At 38.4% G+C, this 23,815-nt stretch carries 22 protein-coding genes; 8 read left to right on the top strand and 14 right to left on the bottom strand.

Annotation, left to right across the window (positions count from 1 at the left end; genetic code table 11):
* The first annotated feature begins 83 nt into the window (after positions 1–83).
* The 4 genes from ACSBPO_RS03750 to ACSBPO_RS03735 all read left to right on the top strand — a co-directional run bounded on the left by ACSBPO_RS03750 (position 84) and on the right by ACSBPO_RS03735 (position 2,191).
* Positions 84–512, top strand: a complete 429-nt coding sequence (locus tag ACSBPO_RS03750; protein ID WP_442598744.1) for a hypothetical protein — start codon at positions 84–86, stop codon at positions 510–512.
* A complete protein-coding gene (locus ACSBPO_RS03745; protein ID WP_442598743.1) occupies positions 500–790 on the top strand; it encodes a YxcD family protein in 291 nt (96 codons plus the stop codon). The genes ACSBPO_RS03750 and ACSBPO_RS03745 overlap by 13 nt, the downstream gene beginning before the upstream one ends.
* Positions 791–917: 127 nt before the next feature.
* Positions 918–1,691, top strand: a complete 774-nt coding sequence (locus ACSBPO_RS03740) for a hypothetical protein (protein ID WP_442598742.1) — start codon at positions 918–920, stop codon at positions 1,689–1,691.
* Positions 1,692–1,708: 17 nt separating this feature from the next.
* Positions 1,709–2,191, top strand: coding sequence for a hypothetical protein (locus ACSBPO_RS03735; protein WP_442598741.1), 483 nt, complete (start codon positions 1,709–1,711; stop codon positions 2,189–2,191).
* Positions 2,192–2,247: 56 nt separating this feature from the next.
* On the opposite strand, the gene ACSBPO_RS03730 is transcribed toward ACSBPO_RS03735, so the two are convergent.
* The 5 genes from ACSBPO_RS03730 to ACSBPO_RS03710 form a co-directional block, all read right to left on the bottom strand.
* Positions 2,248–3,426 (bottom strand): M20 family metallopeptidase, encoded by a 1,179-nt coding sequence (locus ACSBPO_RS03730; RefSeq protein WP_442600305.1) that lies wholly within the window; start codon positions 3,424–3,426, stop codon positions 2,248–2,250.
* 4 nt (positions 3,427–3,430) lie between these two features.
* Positions 3,431–4,660, bottom strand: a complete 1,230-nt coding sequence (locus ACSBPO_RS03725) for a Zn-dependent hydrolase (protein WP_442598740.1) — start codon at positions 4,658–4,660, stop codon at positions 3,431–3,433.
* Between the two features lie 170 nt (positions 4,661–4,830).
* Positions 4,831–6,030, bottom strand: coding sequence for a hypothetical protein (locus ACSBPO_RS03720; protein ID WP_442598739.1), 1,200 nt, complete (start codon positions 6,028–6,030; stop codon positions 4,831–4,833).
* A 245-nt stretch (positions 6,031–6,275) separates the two neighbouring features.
* Complete coding sequence (locus tag ACSBPO_RS03715; protein ID WP_442598738.1) at positions 6,276–8,252, bottom strand: hypothetical protein; 1,977 nt, start codon at positions 8,250–8,252, stop codon at positions 6,276–6,278.
* Complete coding sequence (locus tag ACSBPO_RS03710) at positions 8,245–8,754, bottom strand: RNA polymerase sigma factor (RefSeq protein WP_442598737.1); 510 nt, start codon at positions 8,752–8,754, stop codon at positions 8,245–8,247. Before ACSBPO_RS03710 ends, ACSBPO_RS03715 begins: the two co-directional genes overlap by 8 nt.
* A gap of 343 nt (positions 8,755–9,097) precedes the next feature.
* Between ACSBPO_RS03710 and ACSBPO_RS03705 the strand changes: the two genes are divergently transcribed.
* From ACSBPO_RS03705 to ACSBPO_RS03695, 3 genes are all read left to right on the top strand, one after another.
* Positions 9,098–10,054 (top strand): alpha/beta hydrolase, encoded by a 957-nt coding sequence (locus ACSBPO_RS03705; RefSeq protein ID WP_442600304.1) that lies wholly within the window; start codon positions 9,098–9,100, stop codon positions 10,052–10,054.
* A gap of 352 nt (positions 10,055–10,406) precedes the next feature.
* Positions 10,407–10,943 carry a sigma-70 family RNA polymerase sigma factor gene (locus ACSBPO_RS03700; protein WP_442598736.1) on the top strand — a complete coding sequence of 179 codons (537 nt, stop codon included), beginning with the start codon at positions 10,407–10,409 and terminating at the stop codon, positions 10,941–10,943.
* Positions 10,921–11,922 carry an anti sigma factor C-terminal domain-containing protein gene (locus ACSBPO_RS03695; protein WP_442598735.1) on the top strand — a complete coding sequence of 334 codons (1,002 nt, stop codon included), beginning with the start codon at positions 10,921–10,923 and terminating at the stop codon, positions 11,920–11,922. The genes ACSBPO_RS03700 and ACSBPO_RS03695 overlap by 23 nt, the downstream gene beginning before the upstream one ends.
* Before the next feature lie 50 nt (positions 11,923–11,972).
* Here ACSBPO_RS03695 and ACSBPO_RS03690 read toward each other — a convergent pair whose 3' ends face one another.
* Complete coding sequence (locus tag ACSBPO_RS03690) at positions 11,973–13,277, bottom strand: MFS transporter (RefSeq protein ID WP_442598734.1); 1,305 nt, start codon at positions 13,275–13,277, stop codon at positions 11,973–11,975.
* Positions 13,278–13,443: 166 nt separating this feature from the next.
* Between ACSBPO_RS03690 and ACSBPO_RS03685 the strand changes: the two genes are divergently transcribed.
* Positions 13,444–14,667, top strand: a complete 1,224-nt coding sequence (locus tag ACSBPO_RS03685; protein ID WP_442598733.1) for a helix-turn-helix domain-containing protein — start codon at positions 13,444–13,446, stop codon at positions 14,665–14,667.
* A 132-nt stretch (positions 14,668–14,799) separates the two neighbouring features.
* Here the strand turns inward: ACSBPO_RS03685 and ACSBPO_RS03680 are convergent, their stop codons facing one another.
* From ACSBPO_RS03680 to ACSBPO_RS03645, 8 genes are all read right to left on the bottom strand, one after another.
* Entirely contained in the window at positions 14,800–15,948 is a 1,149-nt protein-coding gene (locus ACSBPO_RS03680) for an ABC transporter permease (protein WP_442598732.1), read from the bottom strand.
* Positions 15,949–15,960: 12 nt separating this feature from the next.
* Positions 15,961–17,154 (bottom strand): ABC transporter permease, encoded by a 1,194-nt coding sequence (locus ACSBPO_RS03675; RefSeq protein ID WP_442598731.1) that lies wholly within the window; start codon positions 17,152–17,154, stop codon positions 15,961–15,963.
* A 14-nt stretch (positions 17,155–17,168) separates the two neighbouring features.
* On the bottom strand, positions 17,169–18,104 hold the full coding sequence (locus tag ACSBPO_RS03670) for an ABC transporter ATP-binding protein (RefSeq protein ID WP_442598730.1): 936 nt from the start codon (positions 18,102–18,104) through the stop codon (positions 17,169–17,171).
* Positions 18,105–18,256: 152 nt separating this feature from the next.
* Complete coding sequence (locus ACSBPO_RS03665; RefSeq protein WP_442598729.1) at positions 18,257–18,925, bottom strand: response regulator; 669 nt, start codon at positions 18,923–18,925, stop codon at positions 18,257–18,259.
* Entirely contained in the window at positions 18,922–20,115 is a 1,194-nt protein-coding gene (locus ACSBPO_RS03660) for a sensor histidine kinase (RefSeq protein WP_442598728.1), read from the bottom strand. The genes ACSBPO_RS03665 and ACSBPO_RS03660 overlap by 4 nt, the downstream gene beginning before the upstream one ends.
* 296 nt (positions 20,116–20,411) lie before the next feature.
* Positions 20,412–20,798, bottom strand: a complete 387-nt coding sequence (locus ACSBPO_RS03655) for a DUF1697 domain-containing protein (protein WP_442598727.1) — start codon at positions 20,796–20,798, stop codon at positions 20,412–20,414.
* 787 nt (positions 20,799–21,585) lie between these two features.
* Positions 21,586–22,353, bottom strand: coding sequence for a 3-oxoacyl-ACP reductase (locus ACSBPO_RS03650; protein ID WP_442598726.1), 768 nt, complete (start codon positions 22,351–22,353; stop codon positions 21,586–21,588).
* 15 nt (positions 22,354–22,368) lie between these two features.
* Positions 22,369–23,814, bottom strand: a complete 1,446-nt coding sequence (locus ACSBPO_RS03645; RefSeq protein WP_442598725.1) for an acyl-CoA reductase — start codon at positions 23,812–23,814, stop codon at positions 22,369–22,371.
* Position 23,815: the final 1 nt, after the last annotated feature.

The following is a 23,815-nucleotide window of genomic DNA, read 5'->3' as shown; positions in this document are numbered from 1 at the left end:
GGTAAAGGTTTTTTTGATACCTTTTTTGGAGATTATAGTTATAACTCATTAAACATAAAACAAAAAATAGATGGGGGAAAAACATGAAAAAAATCATCTCTGCAATTATTACGGCAACACTATTATTTTCACCGGTTGGAAGTGTCGTTTTCCAGGACCATACCACAACGGTTGAAGCAAAAGGATATAAATCAGGTAAAAGAAGCTTTAACACTAATAAGAGTCCAAGTACCAATTCCTTTTTTCAAAAAAAATCATCGACAACGAATAAATCTACTGTTTCACCATATAAGAAAAAATCTTCAAGCGGCTTAATGAAAGGTTTAATGTTAGGTGGTCTTGCAGGATTATTATTTGGCGGTTTATTTGCCAACATGGGCTTCTTAGGGTCCATGCTTGGATTAATGGTTAATATCATTGGAATTTTGATTTTAATTTCAATTGTTCGTAAGCTTTTTACCTACTACGTGAATAAAAAAGTACAAGAGGAAAGAAATTCATGGAGAAACTAATCATTGCTGAGCAAGACATTATTAACGCGATTTGCGTTTATATTTCTCGCAAAAAGCAAATTACTCCGCAAGAGGTAGAAGTGGAATTAATGTATGATGATGATTACGGTTTTTCTGCTGAAGTTTATGTTGCTGAGCGTAAACAGGTACTGATCAATCTAAACATTATTGAAGCATTGCGCCTATGGTTAGATGAATTTTTAAACCGTGATCCTTATGCCGGAATCGAGCTTGTCCTAGATGATGAAGAAGGAATTATTGCGGTAATAAACGGATAGTGATGAATGAGGAACACCTTCGAAGTTTTCGGAGGTGTTTTTGTTTTCGAGAAATACTATTTATAGAATTAAAAGACTTTCAAATGTAAAAACTACCCATAGCATGTTCTGGAGGTGTAGGCAAAAGATGACAACAAAACAATCACAACATATCCCACGCCATATCGCTGCTTTTGTCTCCCCTTACTCCATCAATTATTTACATTTGAAAAATCCGTGGATTCCTGTTTGGTGGTCAGCTGCTTTTCCAGGATTAGGACAAATTATGATGTGCAAATATGTGATCGGATTTATTCTAATTTGTTGGGAGATTTTCATCAATCAAATGGCCCAAATCAATCAAGCCATTTTGCTTTCGATGATTGGTGAATTTGAAAAAGCAAAGGATGTCATTAATTTAAAATGGTTTTTGGTTTATATTCCCGTCTATATTTACGGTATGTGGGATAGCTACACCAAAACGGTTGTTTATAATAAAGATTACTTATTATGTTACAAAAATGGATATGAAATTATCTCGGATAATATCAATACACTGGAATTAAATAAATTAGAAAAAAGAAATCCTCTTTATGCTATTATTTGGTCAATTTTCACACCCGGTATGGGTTATCTCTATATCAATCGATTATTATCTGTAATTATCTTTTTTATCTGGTTTATTGTCATTGTATATTATTCAAACCTATTACCTTCTATTCATTTTACAATGTTAGGCGATTTTAAGGCAGCTATTAAAGCTATTGACCCACAATGGTTTCTTTACTTACCATCTCTTTACCTATTTGTCATCTATGATTCTTATGTACAAACCGTTGAATATAACAAGGTATTTGATAAAGAACAAACGACATATTTTAAACGTGAATATCAGGATCCAAACTTTAGAATGCCATTATAAAAAAGGTGGTTAGGGTTTTGTATATTGTCGCATCCTTCCAGCATTCAAAAGAAATTGAAATGGCTTTAGCTGACTTAAGTTTAATGGGTCTCAGCAAAAGTAATGTATTAGTATTACCATTAGATAAACGATTGGGTATAAGTAAAACTTTTGATTCTAGTGAATTAACAGATAGAGAAACGTTATTTGATATTGCGGCTATTTTAGGCATGATATTTATGCTCTTAGGATCCATTTATGGATTTGTATTAAAATGGGGACCCATTATATGGGGATTAATTGGGTTAGTAACAGGTATTTCGATTGGATTTCTAATCAAATTTTTATACATAAAACGAAAGCAATCGAATAGATCCCAAAAACTACCTAACGCTCCAGATATTATTGTCATCATCCATTGTGAAGAGTATCAAGTTGATAGAGCTAAAGACGTCTTATGGGAAAATAACGCATTGGGATTGACTACTTACAACAATACGCCAACCTCATCTACTAAATAAAAAAGCATCAAACGCCATTTCGTTAAAAAATAGCATTTGATACTTTTAATGATTGGTTATTTATGTTCATTCAAATAAGCCCATGCGTATTGTGCATATAGTTCAGTACCAGTTACGAGTGCGTCTTCGTCAATGTTAAATTTACCGTGATGATGTGCCCATTCTGTATCTTTCTCAGGATTTCCGCTTCCCACTAAGGCAAAACTTCCAGGAGCCTTGTCTAGGAAAAAGCTGAAGTCTTCGCCTCCCATTGTTGGCTTTTCACTGTAAAGAACATCTTCCCCAAACGCTTCTGCAGCCACCTGCTGAACAAGCTTCGCACTGTATTCATCATTGATAACAGCTTGAGACCCGCGCATATATTCAAGCTTTGCCGTGGCACCATACATGGCTGCCACCTGTTCAGCATAATGCTGTAGCTGGGTTTCAATATGATCCCTTGTTTCAGCATCGAAACAACGGACAGTACCTTCGATGTATGCATTTTCAGCAATGACATTAAAACGAGTACCTACATCCATCCTACCGACCGTTAATACAGCTGGTTTTTGGGTATCGATCGTTCTGGATACGATGGCTTGAACATTCATGACAAAGGAAGAAGCAACGATGGCAGCATCAATGCAATCATGCGGCATCGCACCGTGTCCTCCCTTTCCCTTGAACGTCACTTTAAAAAAATCCCCTGATGCAAACGAAGGTCCAGGCGTACAGGAAACTTTATGAGTCGGCATTTGGGACCAAATATGAATCCCGAAAACATTATCGACTCCTTCCATCGCCCCCTGTTTCACCATTTCCTTAGCACCTTGAGCGATTTCTTCAGCCGGCTGAAAAATAAGTCGAACCTTTCCAGGCAGTTCATCTTTTATTTCATTGAGCGCTTTTGCTGCCACTAATAACATGGATGTATGGGCATCATGACCACATGCATGCATTTTTCCAACTTCCTTTGAAGCGTAAGGTAATTCTTTATTTAATTCTTCGACTGGTAAAGCGTCCATGTCCCCTCTAAGTGCTACAGTTTTACCAGGTTTTCCGCCATTAATAGTGGCAATCACTCCGGTAGGCTCTGTTCGACGGTATGAAATTCCTAGACGTTCGAGGTATTCACATACAAAGGAGGTTGTTTCTTTTTCCTCCCATGCAATTTCAGGCAGGCTATGAAGCTTCCTTCTTAACGCCGTTAGTTCCTCCCTATTGGTTTGAATCGCTTCTTTCAATTTTGCATGAATCACTTTACTCCGCCTCCGTTAGCTTCTTGGCTGTTTCAAAGAGTATTTGTACGGCATTTGCCAGATCACGGGAATCGGACCATTCTTCCGGACAGTGGCTTAGTCCATTTTTGCTTGGTATAAAAAGCATTCCGACATCAGTAAAATCAGAAAGCACCATCGCATCATGGCCGGCTCCACTATTAATCGAGCAAGATTGGATACCTAATTCACTGCTTTTTTGTTTGAAGAGAGAAATAATGTCGGGATTCATTCCTTTTGGCTGAATATATAAAAGCTGCTCCGTTTTGGTTTGAATGCCATTTCCACTATATGATTCTATTAAACTGTATACTTTCTTCAGTACATTTTGAACGTGCTCTTCTTTTCCTGAACGAAGGTCTACCGTAAAAACGACTTTATCAGGAATGACATTAGCCCCATTTGGAAATACATTCAATCGGCCAGTCGTCATAACGGTTCCTTCGCCTTCTTCGATTGCCATCTCCGGTATTTGAGCAATGATTTTTGCGGCTGTCACTAAGGCATCCGAGCGTCGATCCATCGGTGTTGTTCCTGCATGACCCGCTTGACCTTCCACCGTTACCTCTAATTGAGTTAACCCAACAATCGCTTCTACAATCCCAATCGGAATCTGCTTTTCCTCCAAAATCGGTCCTTGTTCAATATGCAATTCGAGGAATGCCTTCATTGTTTTGGGGTCTCTTTTTTTCGGAAGAGAGGAATCTAGTCCGATTTTTGCCATCGCCTGGGCGGTCGAAATCCCATCTTTATCTTTAAGATTAAAAAAATCTTCCTCGCTAAGCAAACCGGTTATTCCTCTAGATCCCATTAGCCCGCCGCCAAACCTCGAACCCTCTTCCTCTATCATCGCGATGACTTCTAATGGATACTTCGGTTTCAGTCCATTTTTTCGAAAAAGAGCTGCCACCTCAAGAGCAGCTACGACTCCTGCTGGTCCATCATAGGAGCCACCGTTTGGTACCGAATCAAAATGGGAGCCAATCAGAACACTAGGAGAATCTTCTAGTGTTCCTTCCAGCTTGCCAAAGATATTCCCTAAACCATCCTCCCGCACCTGTAAACCATATTCTTTCATTTTTTCCTTTAGATAATTTCTAGCCTGTAAGTCTTCTTGACTATAGGTAAGCCGCGTTGTTCCTTTACCAGGTGTAGCGGTGAACTGACTGATCGCCTCTATATGTTCTTCAATGCTAGCTTGAAGGTCCTTCACTATCTACCCCTCCGTTTTTTTATGCTCTTTTCTGAAACTTTGTTGCTTTTTGTAACTAATAAGTAGGCAAGTCACAAATAGGGTGTGATAAACTCATATGAAAATGAAATAAAGCGCTAGGCACTTCTTAAGAGAGCCTTAAAACCACAATCTATACGAAAACAGCTTTTTTACAAGAGTCCGACAAAAATACCTGCGAGAATAACTGATACTATCGTAACAGTGATAAATCCACCTACTAACATTGGCGGAAGCATTTTGCTAGTCAAAACTTCTTGTTCCTTTTCATCATCTGTTAATGTTTTAATCACTTCGTTTGTAATAATGTAATCTGCAGGGAATCCATATAATGCCGTTAGGGAAACGGAGAATGCCATTTCCTTACTCACTTTTAAGACCTTACCCATGAAGAAGGAGAAGATATACATTCCCACGACACCTAGAACGATTGTACCAACTAATGGAAATAGTAGTTCCAACATCATATCTGGTGTAGCCTTTTTTAATCCATCAAAGATGAATAGCATTAGACCCATAATGGCAAATCCAAATCCATTCGCTTTTTGTAAAACCTGTCTTTCTAGGAAACCAACACTAGTCGCGATGATTCCGAATAATAAACAAATAACAAACGGGCTAATCGAAACGACTGGTGCTAATAGAGTTGAAGTTTGGAAGGCTAAGAATGCCACAAATGCCAATCTTAAAAATTTAAAGAAATCTGTGTTATATTTTTCTGGTAAATTTTTAAATAATTTAAGTTCTGTTGTTTGGGCTGTCGCTGCAATTTCGGATTCAGCTTGGCCTTGTTCTTTTACTGTTAATTCTCCATTACGATATTGTTGAAGAAGTTTTCTACCTTCTTTTTTCAACATAATGGACGTAATTGGGTAACCTGCGAAACCTTGCATGACATAGATAACGATAGCGAATACAGAAAGGGAAACAAGTCCAGCTTCTTTTGCCCCTTCCGACATGATTAAGGCAGAAACAACACCACCTACTAAAGGAGGAACAGCAACAACCATTGTTTGATAGCCGAAAATCAGCGATCCAACTGTTAATAGAATAGCGACAATTCCTAAAATACCTGAAAGAGCAATTAAGATGGTTTTCCACTGTCTTTTCAATTCTTGTAGCGATAATAGGGTACCCATATTCGTGATTAAAAGGTACATCAACATCGTTGCTACCACTGGCGGTACTCCTGCCAATTCAACGATATTTGGCGGAAAGAATGTCCAATACCCTAGTAAAAACAATGTTGCGCAAATAAACATAGATGGTACCCAAGCTTTTGTGCGTACCGCAACAACATCTCCTAAAAATAAAATGAACAAAAGAATGACTAAAGCTAACATTTGAGACATATGACCCCTCCACCTTTTTTCAGATTATATTCTTCGAGTCTCGAAAAATATGATTATATGCATGATAATACATTCTCAGTTGTCAGTCAATTAGAATTTTCGGAATATTCTTGAAACCGTTTACATTCCTAATCTAGTATTTAAATAGAAAGAATAGAACTTTTTTGATAAACTTTTTCAAATATTTTTTAAAAGAAAATAGAAAAAACACCCGCTAATCTCTTGGCAGGTGCCCTTCCAAAACTCTATGGCAATTCTACTTGTTCCTTTGCAGCATCCCATTGGTAATTCATTTCTTGCCCATTGCTTGTTAAGGTAAAATGCAATTTCTCTCCGTCCCAGTAATGCGTATGGGTACTCTCTATCACGGTGTTGGGCATTTTTTCATAAAGGAATTGATTCTTACCTTTTTCAAGATCCATGACCAATACTTGCGAACGGAATTCCTTATCATCATCTGAGAAAAGGTCTAATGCAGCATACTTTCCATTAGGAGAGACAATAATATTTTCCACGCCGATATTCTTCATACCAGCCATTTCTGTAATCGTTTCTTTTAACGTAAACGAATTCTCTTTTTTATCATAAACGATCACTTTTACGGAAGATGATTGACCCACTGATTGATCTTGTAATACCTGAAGTCCAAATACGACCTTTTCTTGATGAGGAAGATACGCTAGAGATGCGATCCGGAAATCTCCTTTTGGTAGCAGTTCTTGTGGAATGGTCTCTTTTTTAAATAGGATTTCTGTCTGCCCAGCTTTAGTTATCACAATCGAGCCATCATTTTGCTCCCCAACTTCTACTCCGTCTTGAAGATCCTTCATTTCACTTATCAAGTAACCATGATCCTTTTTTTCTAAAAAATAACGGACATTTTTAATCGAATAGTATGGATTAGCCGTGTATGCCCAATTTTCTTCCACATCCACATATTTACGATCACCTTCTGTACCAGTTCCCACCACAGAAAAATGGACGGGATGCGGATTGGAAGGGATGAAAAACTCCTGATTATTTTTTAATAGACTGCGGGCAAAATCAAGGTCTCTTCTTATCGTAGCTTGGTTAAATACTTTAACGACCTCTTTCTCAGAAAGGGCTTCCTCCGCAAGGTCTATTCGCATGATCCTCATTCTCGAGCCTTCCATATTTTGATTTTTCAACACGTAGATACTTTCGGAATCACTGCTCCAAACGGGATTGTAGTAGCTGTATAGGCCTGTAATTGTAAGTACTTGCGGAACATTACTTGGCTGAAGCTGGCTTAACCAATCCTGCTCGCTGATATAATAATGGGGTGTATTAGCCGTCACTACTTTTTTGGTTTTTCCATCAATATCGGCAATCCAAATTTGATCAACAGATTCTTCTATGAATGCATTTTTTTGTACCTCTCGGCGCTGCGATTCGGTTTTCACATAACTGATATACTTTCCATTTGCTGAAACAGATGGAAAACGCCCTTCATCCAAGACTGTTTCCTTTCCGCTTTTTAAATCTTTTAACATCACTTTTGAATCCTTTTCTAACACAATCTCTTTCTTTCCATTAACATAAGATGGGGAAGCCCCTTCACCTAGTTTCTTTAGCTTTAAGTCAGCAATATTCATTTCATAGATAGTAGATTCTTTGACTGTAAAACCATGTTCCGGGCTTTGCTCCATTATTTTTTGCACAAAAAGAATCGTATTTTCGTTTTTCCATGATGGTTGTTCATAGGATACGAGCATTCCGTCTCCTTTTAAAAGTTCCTGATAGTGTTCCTTCCCGACATCGAACAGCCCTATTGCTCCTCCCGCAGATAAAACTACCTTTGTTCCAGAAGGATCGATTTTCGCATCGGTGATATCTTTCTCCAGCAAGGAATGAAAGCCATTTTGATCATAAGCAAACAATCCTTTTCCAAAAACAGGTATATAGACAGTCCCTTGATGTTCAGAGACACCAAGCGGGCTTCCGGAACCGATATCGACAAATGACACTTGGTTTTGTACCTGAAGCTTTTCTGCTGCTACTCCCTGTATGCCTGTTGGTCCTTGGTAAGTAAAGACCCCAACTATTAACAGCGCTGCAGCAACTAGAGCCCCCCACTTCCCCCAGGGAAATCTTCTTTTCTTTTTCAAAAATTCTTTCCTTAACGTTTGTTTCAATTCTATATTGATGGGAATACGTTCTTTTAACTTGATAATGGATTCTTCCACTTGTCTTTCATCCACTCGTTCCCACTCCTTCGATACATTTTTTCACGAGAATACCAACCTTCTTCAGAAGCCGAAAAACACGTGTCTTTAAAGCTTCCTCGGTTTTCCCTATCACTTGGACAATCTCTTTATATTTTAGTTCTCCAAAGTACTTTAGCTTTATCAGCTCTTGGTCTTCTTCCGGAAGATAAGACATCGCCTTTTGCAAACATTCCATATCATCTTCCATTTCGACTTTTTCTTCAAAGGAATCGCTTTGGGCTAGTATTTCCATCACTTCACCCGTAACAACGTCCTTCTTTTTACGATAAAAATCAATAACCGTATGACGAGCGATCGTCATGAGCCACGCCTTTGCGTTTGAGTCCTCTTGAAGAGTTGAAAATCGTTCAAAGGCTTTTCGAAAAACGTCACTCACCACATCATCTGTATCCCACTTATTTCCTACCTTACTATAGACATAACGATAAACATGATTAAAAAATCGGTCATACATATCGATAAAAGGTTCTTTCATTAGGGCCCCCACCTTTCACATTACTAATAACGATGCGGAAAGAAAAACGTTACATGTTATGGAAAAAATTTCTTCACATATTTTAATTATAGATTAAAATGAAAATACTGGTAATTTAGTAGAAAAAACACTCACTAACCACTCAAAATCGACAGTCTAGTAGACTAACAGTTTTTTATTAGGAAACAAAACTTGAAGTTAATCAAACGATTGATTTATCTCGCTTCCTTGGCAATTTTATACTATTTTCATTCCTCAATGGCTATCATCTATTTCTTTGATATACTACTAGTTAGATAGAAAAAAATGAATCTCCGGGGAGTTAGCTTATATGAAAAAGAAGATGATCATTATCCTTTCTGCCATTGTTGTGGTTTTAGTGGCGGCATATGGCTTTGTAGGAAATTATTTTTATAACTATGCTTTAAATGCTCATGATAAAAAGGAATTTATGGAGGGGAATCCTCATTTAGCGGAAAGTACTGCTGTCAATGCGACGGTGGCAGAAGAAAATGAAATAGCGGATGCGGAATTCATGAAAAACCATCCTCCTACTACGATGAATGTCATTTCTTCAGACAAGCTGCATTTAAATTTGAATGGCTATGTTTTTCAAAACGATCCATCCAATCACAAATGGGCGGTGGTCGTCCATGGATATACAAGTAATGCCATGCAAATGGATCGTTGGGTCCGTCACTTTTATGAAAAAGGCTACAACGTTCTTGCTCCTGATCTTCGTGGTCATGGAAAAAGTGAAGGCGATTATATCGGTATGGGCTGGGATGACCGAAAAGATTTGCTGCTGTGGGTTGATCAAATTATCAAAAATGATCCAGAGGCTGAAATTGCGCTTTTTGGTATTTCGATGGGTGGTGCCACGGTGATGATGGCTTCAGGTGAGGAGTTACCTAAAAATGTAAAAGTCATTGTCGAGGATTGTGGGTACTCATCGGTTAGTGATGTTTTCATCTATCAGTTAGATGATCTGTTTGGATTACCTGAATTTCCAGTATTAAATGCGGCCAATACGGTTACTAAAATTCGCGCTGGCTATGATTTGTATAAAGCATCTGCCGTTAAACAGGTAGCCAAAAGTAAAACTCCGATTCTATTCATTCACGGTGACGCAGATACGTTCGTTCCTTATCAAATGGTAGATGAAGTGTATAACGCAGCAAAAGTCGATAAAGACAAGTTGGTGGTCCATGGTGCAGGTCACGGTGATTCGGAAAAGGTGGATCCTGTTGCTTATTGGAATCATGTTTGGGGATTTGTTGGGAAGTATATTAGTGAATAAAACAGAAATACACAAAACGTCCTTCTTACTTTATGTGGAGGGCGTTTCTTTTTTGTGAATATGTTTAAGATTAGTGTTAGATTTTTTTATAGGACACACAATCCGTTATTTCCCTAAAATAGACCGTTTTTACTGATTTATAGGACTCAGATGCCGTTATTCACTAAATTTCATTAGCAAAAGGCATCTTTTTAGTGAAATAGCGGAACTACAGTCCGATAATCCTCTAAAAACAATAAATATTCGTCATATAACAGAACGTGTGTCCGATAAAATTGTTTTCAAAAAAGTTAAAATGGAACTGTAACATTTTTGTAGTTCATTCGTTGTTGTAGCGAAGGGGGGCAGAAAATTGGATGAAAAGCGTAAACAAACGCTAGACGATATATATCGAAAATACGCTGAAGGCCTGTATTATTATTTACTGCATTTATCTGGGTCCCCTTCCGTTGCAGAAGAACTCGTTCAAGAAACCTTTTATCGTGCTACCATCAGCTTGTCTTTTTTTAAGGATGAGGAAGTAAAGCCTTGGCTCTATAAAATTGCTCGAAATGCTTATATTGACGAATGGCGTAAGAGACAACGGTGGAAATGGGTGCCTTTCTTTGAAAAAGAAGAAATGAAAAGCCCATACGGTATACCTGAGGAAGAAATACTTTTAAAAGAAACGAAACAAATCGTTGCGGATTTGCTAGATTTGTTACCTGAAAATTATCGAACCATTCTTTATTTCCGTGAGTATGAAAATTTCTCTTATACTCAAATACAAGAAGCAATGAATCTTAACGAATCGCAGGTAAAAGTGATGCTGCATCGTACTAGAAAGAGGTTAGCTGAACTTTCGGATAGGATGAAAGGAGTTAAAGATGAAGACGGACTGGACGAATGAAAAAGAGAAAAAGGTGTTTTGGAAATATCGTTTTCTATTAACCTTTCGTGTGATTAGAGTGATCGTTGCCCTACTTTTTCTTTATGGGATTTATATGATGTTTTTATCGATTGGCTATCATAAAACCAATTTAGATAATAAACATGAATATCTAATGAACTTAGCAATGGATTGGACCCAAGCAGGGAATTACGGAGATTTCGAGCCACATTCAACAGGTGAAATCACCCCTTTTTTTAGTCAAAAGCTATCCTTTCCACTCTATAAAACCATAGGGAAGGAAGAAAAACTAATTGGGAATGTTCACGTAACAAAAAGAGTGATCACTTCTTTTTCCACAAAAGAGATTGAATATGTAAACCCGGCTGATTCAAAAGCCTTTCACTTTTATTTACCTGAGGACCCTCGGACAGGTAAATCGTTAAAGCTTTCCGATTCAGATGACGTTTGGAATTCACTAGAAAAAGTACATGAGGGAACAGTTGCTAACTTTGCTTTTTCAACAACTCGCTATTTCGAGCCAAAGGAACTACTTCAGCTATTAGCCAAATATGATGTGGACGTTTTATGGATGCCACTGTATGCAGGTGAACTTAAAGACATAAAAGATGTCGGCTATTCCCAAGCCGGGGGAAGCTATTTATCTGTTGAAACGTTAGGGCTATCGAAAGCAAGATATACGGAAGATTACTTATCATACTCTGAACTTTTAATTGATAAGGATAAAATCGAGGAAAATGAAAAGCTAATGCTTTCAAATATGGAAATGCTCTTACAAAATGAAAGTAAAACCTATGTTGAGCATCTGCTAGGATTGAGATACTTACAGGAAAGACATGATTACTTAGAAAAAAACGGCTTTAAGGTATACGGTGCCGTTATTACTGGACCTGTAAAGGAAATCTTGAAGTTAAAAGAGCTCGATGTGATCCAAGGTGTACAGTTAGGAGAATTTGATTATTGGAATTGGGTAGAATAATAAAAGAGTACCTTTCCCATTTTACTAGGAAAGGTACCCTTTTCATTTATTTATGAAACCGCTCCAACCCGGGCTTTAACTCCTTTTTCCTCCACGATTTCCGGATGAACTTTTCGAATGACAGCTGGTCTGGCAAGGAAAAGAACTACCCCAATGAGAAGAACGGCTGACAAGATTAATACCCATTGTCCTGGGAAGATATCATAGAGAAAGCCGTATAGGACCATCCCTAATGGCATCAGTGCCATCGCCATTGTCTCAATAATGGAAAAAATACGTCCCTTATATTCATCAGCTATAATCTTTTGAAGCATAACTTGGAGAGGCGTATTCACGACCATAATCATGCTTCCGAATAGGAACATGACCAAAAGATAATAAGTAAAAACTAAACCGTAACTCCATGAAGTCAGGAGCGGTATAGAAATGGCAGCCATGATCGTACCAAGTGCCAAAATTCCACGCTTAGAAACTAGAAGTGGGAATTTCACTTCCTTTCTCATCGAAAAGTAAATCGACATTAACAGCATTCCCACGGAAAAGCTCCCTTGTGTAAAACCAAAATGCTGCGACTTCATCTCCATTTTTTCAATAAGAATAAAAGAATAACCAACCTCAAAGGCCCCAAATAAGAAATTAATAATCAAACTAATCCACATCATTGTTAAAATAATGTTTTGTAATTTTAGATATTGAATCCCTGCTTTCATACTTTGCCACATGGATTCTTTACTCTCTTCTTCCGCTACTGATTTTTGATTTGCGTATAATTTAAAATTCATCGTAGATTCAAGTAAAACCGCGACGGCAGAGGCCACAATATAAATCGTTAGAAAAACAGGAATCGAAACTGCACCATACATCAATCCTCCAACTGCCGGGCTTGCGATAGTGGCAAAAGAGATAGACATTTGATTAAGCGACATCGCCTTTTGAATTCGGTCTTTATCAATTAATCCTGTTATCGATGACGTAAACGCTACTGCTGAAAAGGAAGAGGCAATCGCCAAAATACAAGTCGTGATATAAATGGAAACGAGAGATAAACCAGATGTTATCGTGACCACTAAAAGTCCCGCTATCGTTAGCGCTGTAACGATTTGTGATACAATCACGATCATTTTTCTAGAGTATTTATCGGTGATGACCCCAGCAAAAGGGGATATTAACGTTCTCGGAAGTATATTACATATTAGATTCGTAGCAAAACTAGTTGCAGATCCTGTTAGTTGTAAAATATAAAAACTAATGGCAAAAGCATATACTTGCGCCCCAAAAGTAGAAATGAGCTTACTGACCATAAATGTATATAGATGGTATGTTGCTTTTTTTAACCTAACACTTTCCTCCATCATGACACCTCATTTTTTAAAAGTTTAATTTAATTAAACAAATCATATCATAACTTCCATTACCTGGCAACACAAAAGTTTAATTTAATTAAACAATCTAACCACTTTCCATCCTGACTGAAGTTTAATATAATTAAACTATTCATCGATAAGGAGTGTTTCGATTTTTATGCTCGGAGAACGTATTCGAAAATTAAGGAAGCAAAAAAAGATGACACTTGAAGCACTTGCTGGCGAGGAATTAACAAAAGGCATGCTTAGCCTGATAGAAAATAACAAAGCCAAGCCATCAATGGAAAGCTTAAGTTATATTGCCGAGCAACTAGAAGTGGAAGTGTCTGATTTATTAGATGTCATAAGCTCCCAAGAATTACGAGGGATCTTGGAAGAAGCTGAAAAGATTTACAACAATGAAGACATAAAGGATCAAGACAAATATAAACAACTAATGGAGCTCGTTGAACCTCATGTCTCCCACCTGACTCAAGGGTATGAAGCGGCACGCTTATTAGAAATCTATAGCTACTCGCTCTACTATCAAAAGATACACAGATGGCAAGAGCCCTCTGATCGGGCTGCAAATATGTATGATCAATTAAATCTGACATCCAAGAGGGTACAGATTGGTATTTTTCGTGCAAAAATTCGATTTACCCATCATGACTATTCTGAAGCACTCGACATTTTTTTAAAAGAACGGCACGATATCGAATTGAAACATGCGTACATCGATCCTTTGACGAGGCTTGATCTTGATTACCATGAAGCCGTTTATTTCTTCGCTGTTGGTGATTCCGACGCGGCCACACAAGTCATGGAAAGAGCCATTCAATTTTCAAAAGAGAAGAGAATATTTTATCTTATTAATGATTTGTATAGGCTTGCGGCTGCCCATTCAAGGTTATGCCAAGATGGGAATAAAAAAGAGAATTACTATAACAAATTAAAACAATATGGAGAATTTGCCGAGCACTTGCCTTCTATCTTGTTCTGTAAGCTTATGGATATTATGGACCTTATGGAAGATCGTCAGTACACGGTGGCACTCGAGGAAATTAATCTACTGTTATCCGAAACGGATCCAGTAGAACTTTTAGGACCATGGATTTCATTGGAACAAGGCAAAGTTTTCTATCATCTTGGACGATATGAAGAAGCCCTTGATAGCCTAAATAGTGTTGTTCCACCACCTTTGTACCATCCATTTGATTTATCGCTTATTTATGTACTAGATGTATACAAAGCGCTTGTACATATGGAATTAGGAAATGTGAGTGAAGCTGTGGATTATGCAAAAAAGGCTGTTCAAAACTATAAACCACTTCCAGATACATCCTTTAAGGAATTTAGCTTGAAGACTTACACAAAAGTACTTCAGGTGGCTAAATCGTGAAAAAATCGTGATGCTGATGCATCACGATTTTTTTATGATATTAAGTTTTCATCTGTCTTATGAAATACTTTATTTATCTTAGGGTGGTGCGTTTTGTTGTTCATCACGCTCGGAAGATTCTTACCTCAAAGATTATTCAAATCGAATTCTTCTCATCCCTACGACTAAGAACAATATTGCAAAGCCAAACAATACTCCTAGACTATCGACGATATCGATTAATGTTCCGCCGTTGGCCATGATTTCGGTGAACCCTTTCATCGCCCAGGTTTGCGGCATGAATTCGGCCATTTTTTGCATGAAGACTGGTTCAATTTCGAGTGGCCAATAAACTCCGCTAATCATACAGGTTGAGACAACGATTAAGTTTCCAATGGATGCCTGTTGTTCCACTGTTTTCACCATGCCTGCTATAAATAATCCTAAGCCAACTATCGCTAATAACATAGCTGAGACTAAAATCACGATGGAAACCGGATTCCCCCATTGGACATCAAACAAAAAGTGAGTGGTAATCATTAAAACTCCAAACTGGATCCAGCCAATGAGAAAGAAGGATAATAAATACCCAAAGGCAATTTCAAATCTTGAAGCGGGAGCTGTTAATAATCGATACCATACTCCATTTTTTCTCGCTTCTAAAATCGTTCCCGTTACACTCATCATCATAATCATCACAAACATAATGGAAAATCCAGAGGCACGGGCAGATAGTCCATTCAGCTGTGGAGCAGATTCCTTTTTATCTACATTTACTTGACGAACTTGAAGTGGCACCTCTTTTTGCATTTCCATTCCGTTATACATTTCTTGCCATGGTTTATCGCTATACTGGCTCCACTTCTTAGAAGCCGTTACTTCGATATTCATTTTTGCAATTTTATCCGCTACAAATTGTGTAATGGTGGCACTAGATGTAAGCTCAGGGATTTTCTGAAAGCTAACATTTTGAAGCATATCTTCCTCGAATCCTTTTTTGATAAAAATGGCTCCAGGTACGTCTTTTTCCTCCAGCAATTTTTTCGCATTTGTTGCCGATGCTTTTTCTACATCAAAAAGGGCATTATCTTCTTTTAATTGGTTATAAAGAGTATTAGAAAGAGTACTTTTATCTTGATCGACAAACAAGATTTTCATCTTTTCTTCCTCCCCATCACTAATGAGGGAGCCAAAAATTAATGTAAATAAAAGTGGCATGGCGAACATCAGCAAATAGCTTTGTGGTTTTTTTAATAAACGTTGGATTTCCATGACACATATAGCCCATGATTTTTTCATCATCCATCAAACTCCTTATCGAGCCTTTAATCGCCATGTACCGACCATTAACGAAACAAGACCCATTAATAATAAAACCGTTATTGGTAAAAGTAATGCATTCCAAGAAGTACCTGACATAATCTCTAAAAAGCTTGTTAACGCCCACTTGTTTGGGGTAATATTCGCCACCATTTGAAGAGAGTCAGGGAAAACATAAATCGGCAGCATGGATCCGCCTAATATGGCAAAAATTTGAATCCCTATTCCGCTAATAACATCAGTTGTTTTTTCTTCGGAAACAATAGCAGCAAGGATCATGGATAATCCCGAAACGGCTACGGCATAAGACATTCCGACCGCTATCACTTGTAGAACATTGCCGCCCCAATCAACTCCATAGAATAGCGTTGTGGCTGTATAGAAAATGATCAATTGAATAAGGGCAAAGAGCAGGGTGCCGAAAAACTTTCCGATTAAAATTGAACCATTACTTGTTGGTGTCATCATCAGGCGAGCTAATGTTTCCGTTGAACGCTCTTGAAGGATTGATTTAGCACCCATCGTGGCATTAAATAATAAAAACATAACGGCCATTCCTGCAGCGTAATATTGCATAGATGAAACAAGCTTTTTCCCAACCGATTCTTCTTTAATGGAAACCTGTTGTTTCCCAGCCTCCATAATGTCGGCTAGAACAGTGTTTGCTACTTCCTTCATATCTAGTTCTGATGCCTTGGATGCAGCTAAATCATTCATGACCGTATTGGTACTGACGGACAAGGTCTTTACTCGGTCACTGTAGGACTCGATGATAGACTGAATAACGGTAGCTTTTAATTCTTTATCTGATTGTGAATAAATGGCTATCTCTTTTAGGGCACCTTCACGAATATCCGAGCTCCACTCTTTCGGAAAGCTCAGGCCAACATCAATTTTTCCATCGTTTAGCATTTTTTGTAATTGTTCCTCAGAATCTACTTTCTTCACCTTTACAAACTCTAACTCTGGTAAAACCTCTTTACGGAAGGTTTGCGCTAGTTCGTCTTGGTCAGCCTGGTAGAGTCCCAATGTGGTTTCACTGAAACCGCCATCGCCCCCCATAACCGAACTTAAAGCAGCTCCCAAAATCGCTGTTAAGACGAGCGGCATAAGGATCATCGATAAAAATCCTTTTCGGTCCATTATCCGAATCTTAAAATCCTTCCAAGCTATTGTTAAACTTTTCATCGTTCATCCCTCCCTTAATCACGAAGTGTTCTTCCTGTTAATGAGAGGAAGAGACTTTCTAAATTTGGTTCCTGAACTTCAAAGGAAAGCACCTGGATTTGATTTTCCATAGCGGTGGCAATGATTTCCCCAAATGCTTGTTGATGGTTTTGAACAAAAACTTCTACCGTTTTGCTTTCGGGCTGGACGAGCACTTTTTCTACATTTGTTACACTTTTTAATGAAGAAATAAATGTTTCGTTTAAGGCATCGACAGTTAGTTTAATCATCGTTCCACCCGCTAGACGGTTTACTAAATCCGTCTTCGTTCCTAAGGCGATCATTTTTCCTTGATCGACGATACCAATACGGTCGCATAAAAACTCTACTTCTTCCATGTAATGGCTTGTATAAATAACCGTCATTCCATTTTGATTTAACTGCTTTACCGTCTCTAATATATGATTGCGGCTTTGCGGGTCAATTCCTACGGTCGGTTCATCCATAATGAGAAGTTCAGGCTCATGCATTAACGATGCTCCGATATTAATGCGTCTTTTCATCCCGCCGGAAAAAGTTTCTATCTTATCCTTGGCACGATCACTTAAACCCACATATTCTAAAACTTCGTCTGCCCGTTTTTTCGCTTCCTTACCTGATAGTCCATACATTTTTCCCCAAAATAGTAAATTTTCTTTTGCTGACATGGTGGGATAAAGCGCAATTTCTTGTGGTACGACTCCGATTTTCTTTTTTATATCAAGAGGATTTTTCTTAACTGAAATTCCGTCTACCGTTACCTCGCCAGAATCGTAGGTTAGCAGACCGCAAATCATGCTGATCGTAGTAGATTTTCCCGCACCATTAGGTCCCAGCAATCCGAAAGATTCACCTTTATTGACGGAAAACGACACGCCGCGTACAACTTCTTTTTTATCAAACGATTTTTTTATATCATTCACGATTAACATGTGAGAACACTCCTTTTTCCTAATTTCTACATTCATTGTATATCAAGAAGAAAATGTTTCCATGTAGCGCAGGATAGAATTAAATCCAATAAAAAAAGACCCATGCAGGCCTTTTTATCATTCATCTATGCCAAAAGTCATATGCTTAAAGATTATTCAAAAGTGGTAATTCCGTATCGAACCGCAAAGATAGCAGCTTGAGTGCGGTCACGAAGCTCAAGTTTATTAATTAGATTGGAGACATGATTTTTAACAGTACCTTCTGTTATAAAAAGGACATTAGAAATCTCTTTATTGCTAAAGCCATATCCAAGCTGCTTTAGTACCTCAAGCTCTCTTTCGGTTAACTCCTGGATATTTATTGGAGTCTCAATCTTTTCGTGAGAGGGTTCTAATTCCTTTGTCTTTTTCAATTCTTTAACCATTTGTCCTGTTATATCTGGTGGCAGAACGATTCCTCCAGAGTGAACCGTCATGATCGCTTTTACGATAGTGTCAGTTGACATGTCCTTTAGCAAATAACCGCTAGCACCCTCTTGTAATGCTTCAAAAATTAACTCGCTATCTTTAAAGGTGGTTAACATGAGCACCTTTACTTCGGTTATATTGTTTGTGATTAATCTAGTAGCCACAACCCCGTTAGTCCCCGGCATTCGGATATCCATTAAGACAATATCAGGCTGTAATTGTTGAGCTTTTTCATAGGCTTCATTTCCGTCACCCGCCGTCCCAACAATCTCTAGTTCAGGTCGAAGTCCTAGTAATGTGGCCAACCCGTCTCTAATCAATGGTTGATCATCAACAATCATTATTTTGATCATCTTACTCCCCCCGTTCTCCATGTTCTTTTTAAAAGTGGAAAATGAACGTTCATCCGAAACCCTTCGCCTTTGACACTTTCAAAACGCACGGATCCTCCATGTTCTTCAATCCGTTCCTTCATATTAATGAGTCCAAACCCAGGCTGTATCGATAGGGAACCTTTTCCGTTATCCTCAATAAATATGGATAACGTTTCTTCTGAGCAATCCATTTTTAATAGATAAGTAGTAGCCGCTCCATGTCTCTTCGCATTGGTGAGAGATTCCTGAACGATGCGAATAATCGTAGGCTGCAGGGAGATAGGAATGATAGCTGGATCACCGCTTAACTCCAGAATAGATTCCATCTGTGTCGTTTGATAAAAATCGGCCATTAGCTTTCGAATAGCAGGAATCACAGGTTGTTGATCCTCATCTTCCTGGTGAAGAGTTCTGACGGACAAACGAATTTCCTGAAGAGCATCTCTAGCCAGATTCTCACAAACTACCATTGTTTCTTCTGATTTCTCTATATCTAGTTTTAATAGAGCCTTGCTCAGCTCCAATTGAACGAGTAATGCTGTCATTTTATGACCAACCGTATCATGAATTTCTCGTGCAATCCGGTTCCGTTCACGAATTGTGGTTAATTCTTCTACTTGTTTGGAATAGCTTTGTAGCTGTGTATGGGCTTCTGACAAGGCATTATGGGAATCATGTAATTCTTCCAATTGCTGATTCATCGTTTCTCTAGCGGCCAGTAACTTCCGTATCAAATCTCCGACAACTGCCCCGAAAACAACGAAGGATACGCTGATCATATTATCTAGTAAATCGGGAGAACCCGTAACTTTCCACCAATACACCTCCACCAACACCCATAAAACGAAACCAATGGCCGAGCAAAGTTGTAAGAGCTTTTTATCAGATATATTGATAAAGACAGTTACTGAAACGACTCCTAGGAAAATTAAATAAAGCGTGTTTCCTGGAAATAAGATTCCGTATGTAAAGCTAAGAAGAATATCAACGAAAAGGAAAATTAGAACCCTTTTCTTCAACTTTGCCGAAAAAATTAGAAAATGATTAAGGAAAAATAGCACCCCAGCCGCTAGGACAAACCATTTCAACTGCGAGTTGTCTTCTGGAATCATCTTGTAATAGACAAAAGATAATAGGAAAATCATGATTAAACGAGTGTATGTTAACAAAGGCTCACCTCATACGTATGAATCAAATATACATTTTCATCATACTACCTATAAATGGGAAATGTATAGAAGTTTTGGGCAAAGGAAGCTTTCATTAAGATCGAACAATAGATAAATGATGTTACGATTCCATATCGGTTATAAGAGAGACTAGCTTGTTTATCGTTTTCCAATTTCTAGTTGTCGCCGAAGCGTCTAGTTTTTGAAGGTTATTGGCAAGTTTAGAATTTCGTATACTTTTACTGAATAGAAGGTATACTTCTCGTTTTATGATTTTATAATCTTCCTTTTCATCTTTATATGAACTGAATTTTTCGATACCCTCCTAAATGGGGTTCCTCAGTTAAAAATGCAACGTAAAGACTCTCTCCCTCCGCTGATGCTTCTGCAGCAGAAATCTCCGCGTCAGTGAAGGGGCAATTCTCGGCAACTAATTTAAATTCATCTGCCGTTCTTAAGGTGATGGGGACAGATAAACCAAAAACCTCTTGAATTTTATTCTCTAGTTGATTTCTTAAGGTAATTTCTTCTTTTTCAGATTCGAACAGTACATTCCCACTTTGGATATACGTTTTAACTCGACTCAATCCAATAGTCTCAAATGTATGTTTCAAGTCCGCCATTTTTATGATATTTTTCCCACCTACGTTGATACCTCTTAATAGTGCCACATAAATTGCCATCTAGTCCGATACCCCTTTTCATACTTCAAAGTATTAGTTAACAATCATTATATCTAAAAATAGTCAGGCACCACAAAAAGACTTACGTCACTACTGGGTGCCTGACTAAATAGTTTTTATTGATCTTGATGAGTTTTGTTCTTCATAGTCTTTGCTGATGGACATTTTCCAATGGAACTCTATCTGGTTTGTCCTTCATCACCCTTATGATGGACATTTTTCTAGTGGTACTCTATCTGTTTTGTCCTTCATCACCTTGATGATGGACATTTTCCAATGGAACTCTATCTGGTTTGTCCTTCATCACCTTGATGATGGACATTTTCCAATGGAACTCTATCTGGTTTGTCCTTCATCACCTTGATGATGGACATTTCCCAATGGAACTCTATCTGGTTTGTCCTTCATCACTCTTATGATGGACATCTTCCAGTGAAGCTCTATCTGTTTTGTCCTTCATCACCCTTATGATGGACATTTTCCAGGGGGACTCTATCTGTTTTGTCCTTCATCACCTTGATGATGGACATTTTCCAATGGAACTCTATCTGGTTTGTCCTTCATCACTCTTATGATGGACATTTTCCAGTGGTACTCTATCTGTTTTGTCCTTCATCACCCTTATGATGGACATTTTCCAGTGGAACTCTTTCTCTTTTGTCCTTTATTCTTAAGGTGCCATACTACGTTTATTGTGATTTTGAATTCCAAAGTGAATTTTGGAAAAATAAAAAGCGCCAAGTATGGAGATAGACAAAGTCTATCCACTGTTCCTGGCACTTTCTATTTATTTCATCACAAGTCCACCATCGACATTCAAACACTGTCCCGTAATAAAGCTAGCTAGGTCTGATGCTAAAAACAGGACCGTTCCTGCAATATCTTCAGGCAGTGCTAAACGGCGCATTGGTGTTAACTTGATGATGGTCCGTCTTACGTCTTCTTTCGTCTCAGAGCTGGAGTCCGTTGGGTACGTTAGTCCAGGTGCTACGGCATTTACGGTGATTCCAAAGGCGCCAAGTTCTTGGGCAAGGTTTCTTGATAATCCTAGTAAAGCCATTTTGGCAGTGGAATAATCATGGTAAGGAACAATTGGGAAATCGATTAAATTGCTGACAATATTAATGATCCTTCCTGACATTTGTTCCTTCATATGAGGCATGGCCGCTTTACAAATGTTAAACGCACCACGGACATTCCCGTCCCATTGCTGCTGGTAGTCATCCCACTCAATATCCCATGCTGTTTTTCTCGTTTTAGGGTTGAATGTGTAATGACTTAGAGCATTGTTAACCACAATATCAATTCCTCCAACGGAATCGATGATTTGTGCCATCATTTCATTCACTTGATTTTCATTTTGAACATCCGCTTGGATGGCGACCGCTTGACCGCCTTGGAATTCGATTTCGCTGACAACGTTTTCGGCCAGGTGTTTATTTTTCAAATAATTCACTATGACAAAGGAGCCTTCATCACCAAACTTTCTAGCGATAGCTGCCCCAATTCCTCGGCTTGCTCCTGTAATTAAGACGATTTTCCCCTTTAAGTTCATCGTTATCCCTTCCTTCTATTCCACATCCGGATCATAGCATTCAAGATCGTGTTCCACATTGCGTTCAATATCTGTTATTCGAACTAAGTCGAGCAGGTTAAAGCCTCCATCATGATGCCAACCAGGTTTTGCACGATTCATCTCCCCAATCGAACAGATTCTGTTAACTCCATATGAACCTAGTAAACTTGCCATTTTAAAAAGACGATTTGGCTTGACGGCCAGTCCACACGATTGGATATATTGCTCAAACGGTTTGATTAATACCGAATCCTTTTCTAAGTTTTCTGAAGAAAAGACATGAATCGAACGATTTAAGGGGGATCCCTCAAAACCTGGTACATCATGATAAATAACGGTCCACGATGTGTCTGTTGGACTTGCATAGACCAAAACCTTTCCGTGTTGAATCGCTTCTAACTGATAACGATTTCGCAGTTTCTGAATCGTCATTGCTTCTTCATCCGATACCTTTGCCCTTGGTCTTTTTTTCTGGTAACGTTCCAGTTCCGCGGCAAGCATTTGGGCAAATTGCTTCGGATTAATGGCTCCACCTTTTTCTACAAAAACGGTTTGCGGTGATAGACAGCTTTGCTGATCGTAAATGGCTATATCTTCAACCAATTTATAGATTGTTTCATAATAATGATCGGGAGTTAAGACTTCCTTTCCAATCATGGCAAAGCTTATCTTATGACCATAGGTTAAAAACTTTTTATAAGAAGGAACTTTGGGTCTAACATTTTGAACAGTTTCGTTAGAGCCGTATACAATGATGGCATCCGCGGATTCAATGGCAGGTTCTTCTAGATTGTCTTTGCCACCCTTCCATGGAAGAATGGCAATCGTTTCGGCTAATCTTTCATCGACTTCGGCTAATGACTTGGCAAATAAAACTGGCAGTAGAGGTTCAGATGTCGATGTTTTTCCTAAATTCGCTGATTTTAACAACAGTCCCATGACTAAACTCCAAATTTGAACACCAGGAACATTTCCTGAAAAAATATGAAAAATGGTTCTTGGTCCATAGGCTCGACTCATGCCACCAGACTTTCTAGGATGAAAGTCATCGAGCATAGCAGGCTGGTCAAACTCTTCATCCAAAAAGCGCAGCAGCTCTTTTTTCCGAAACGTTCTCATATACCTTTTAAGCTCTAGACGAACCATTTCGGCATCATATCCAGTTATCGATGGAATCAGTTTCTCTGCTAACTTTCGTAAAGGGTATTCTGGGTCCAACCATTTTTGAATGGCTAAATCTATTTTTTTCACAATTTCATAGACTGGGAGGGCAGCAAGATATTGATCGCGATTCACCTGAACTGCATTTGCAGCTTCTTTTATCTTTTCGTTTGTTAAGATTGGATATTTTAAAACATAGTCGGTAGCACCATGGATGATTTGTTCGTTAAAATCCGTTAATTCTACCGATTTTGGTACGTGAAACACTGATATTTCCATT

The organism is Neobacillus sp. D3-1R (genome assembly GCF_052180215.1).
Lineage (GTDB): Bacteria > Bacillota > Bacilli > Bacillales > Cytobacillaceae > Pseudoneobacillus.
Note: the sequence above shows the minus strand (reverse complement) of the source record. Positions and strands in the feature narration are given on the sequence as shown.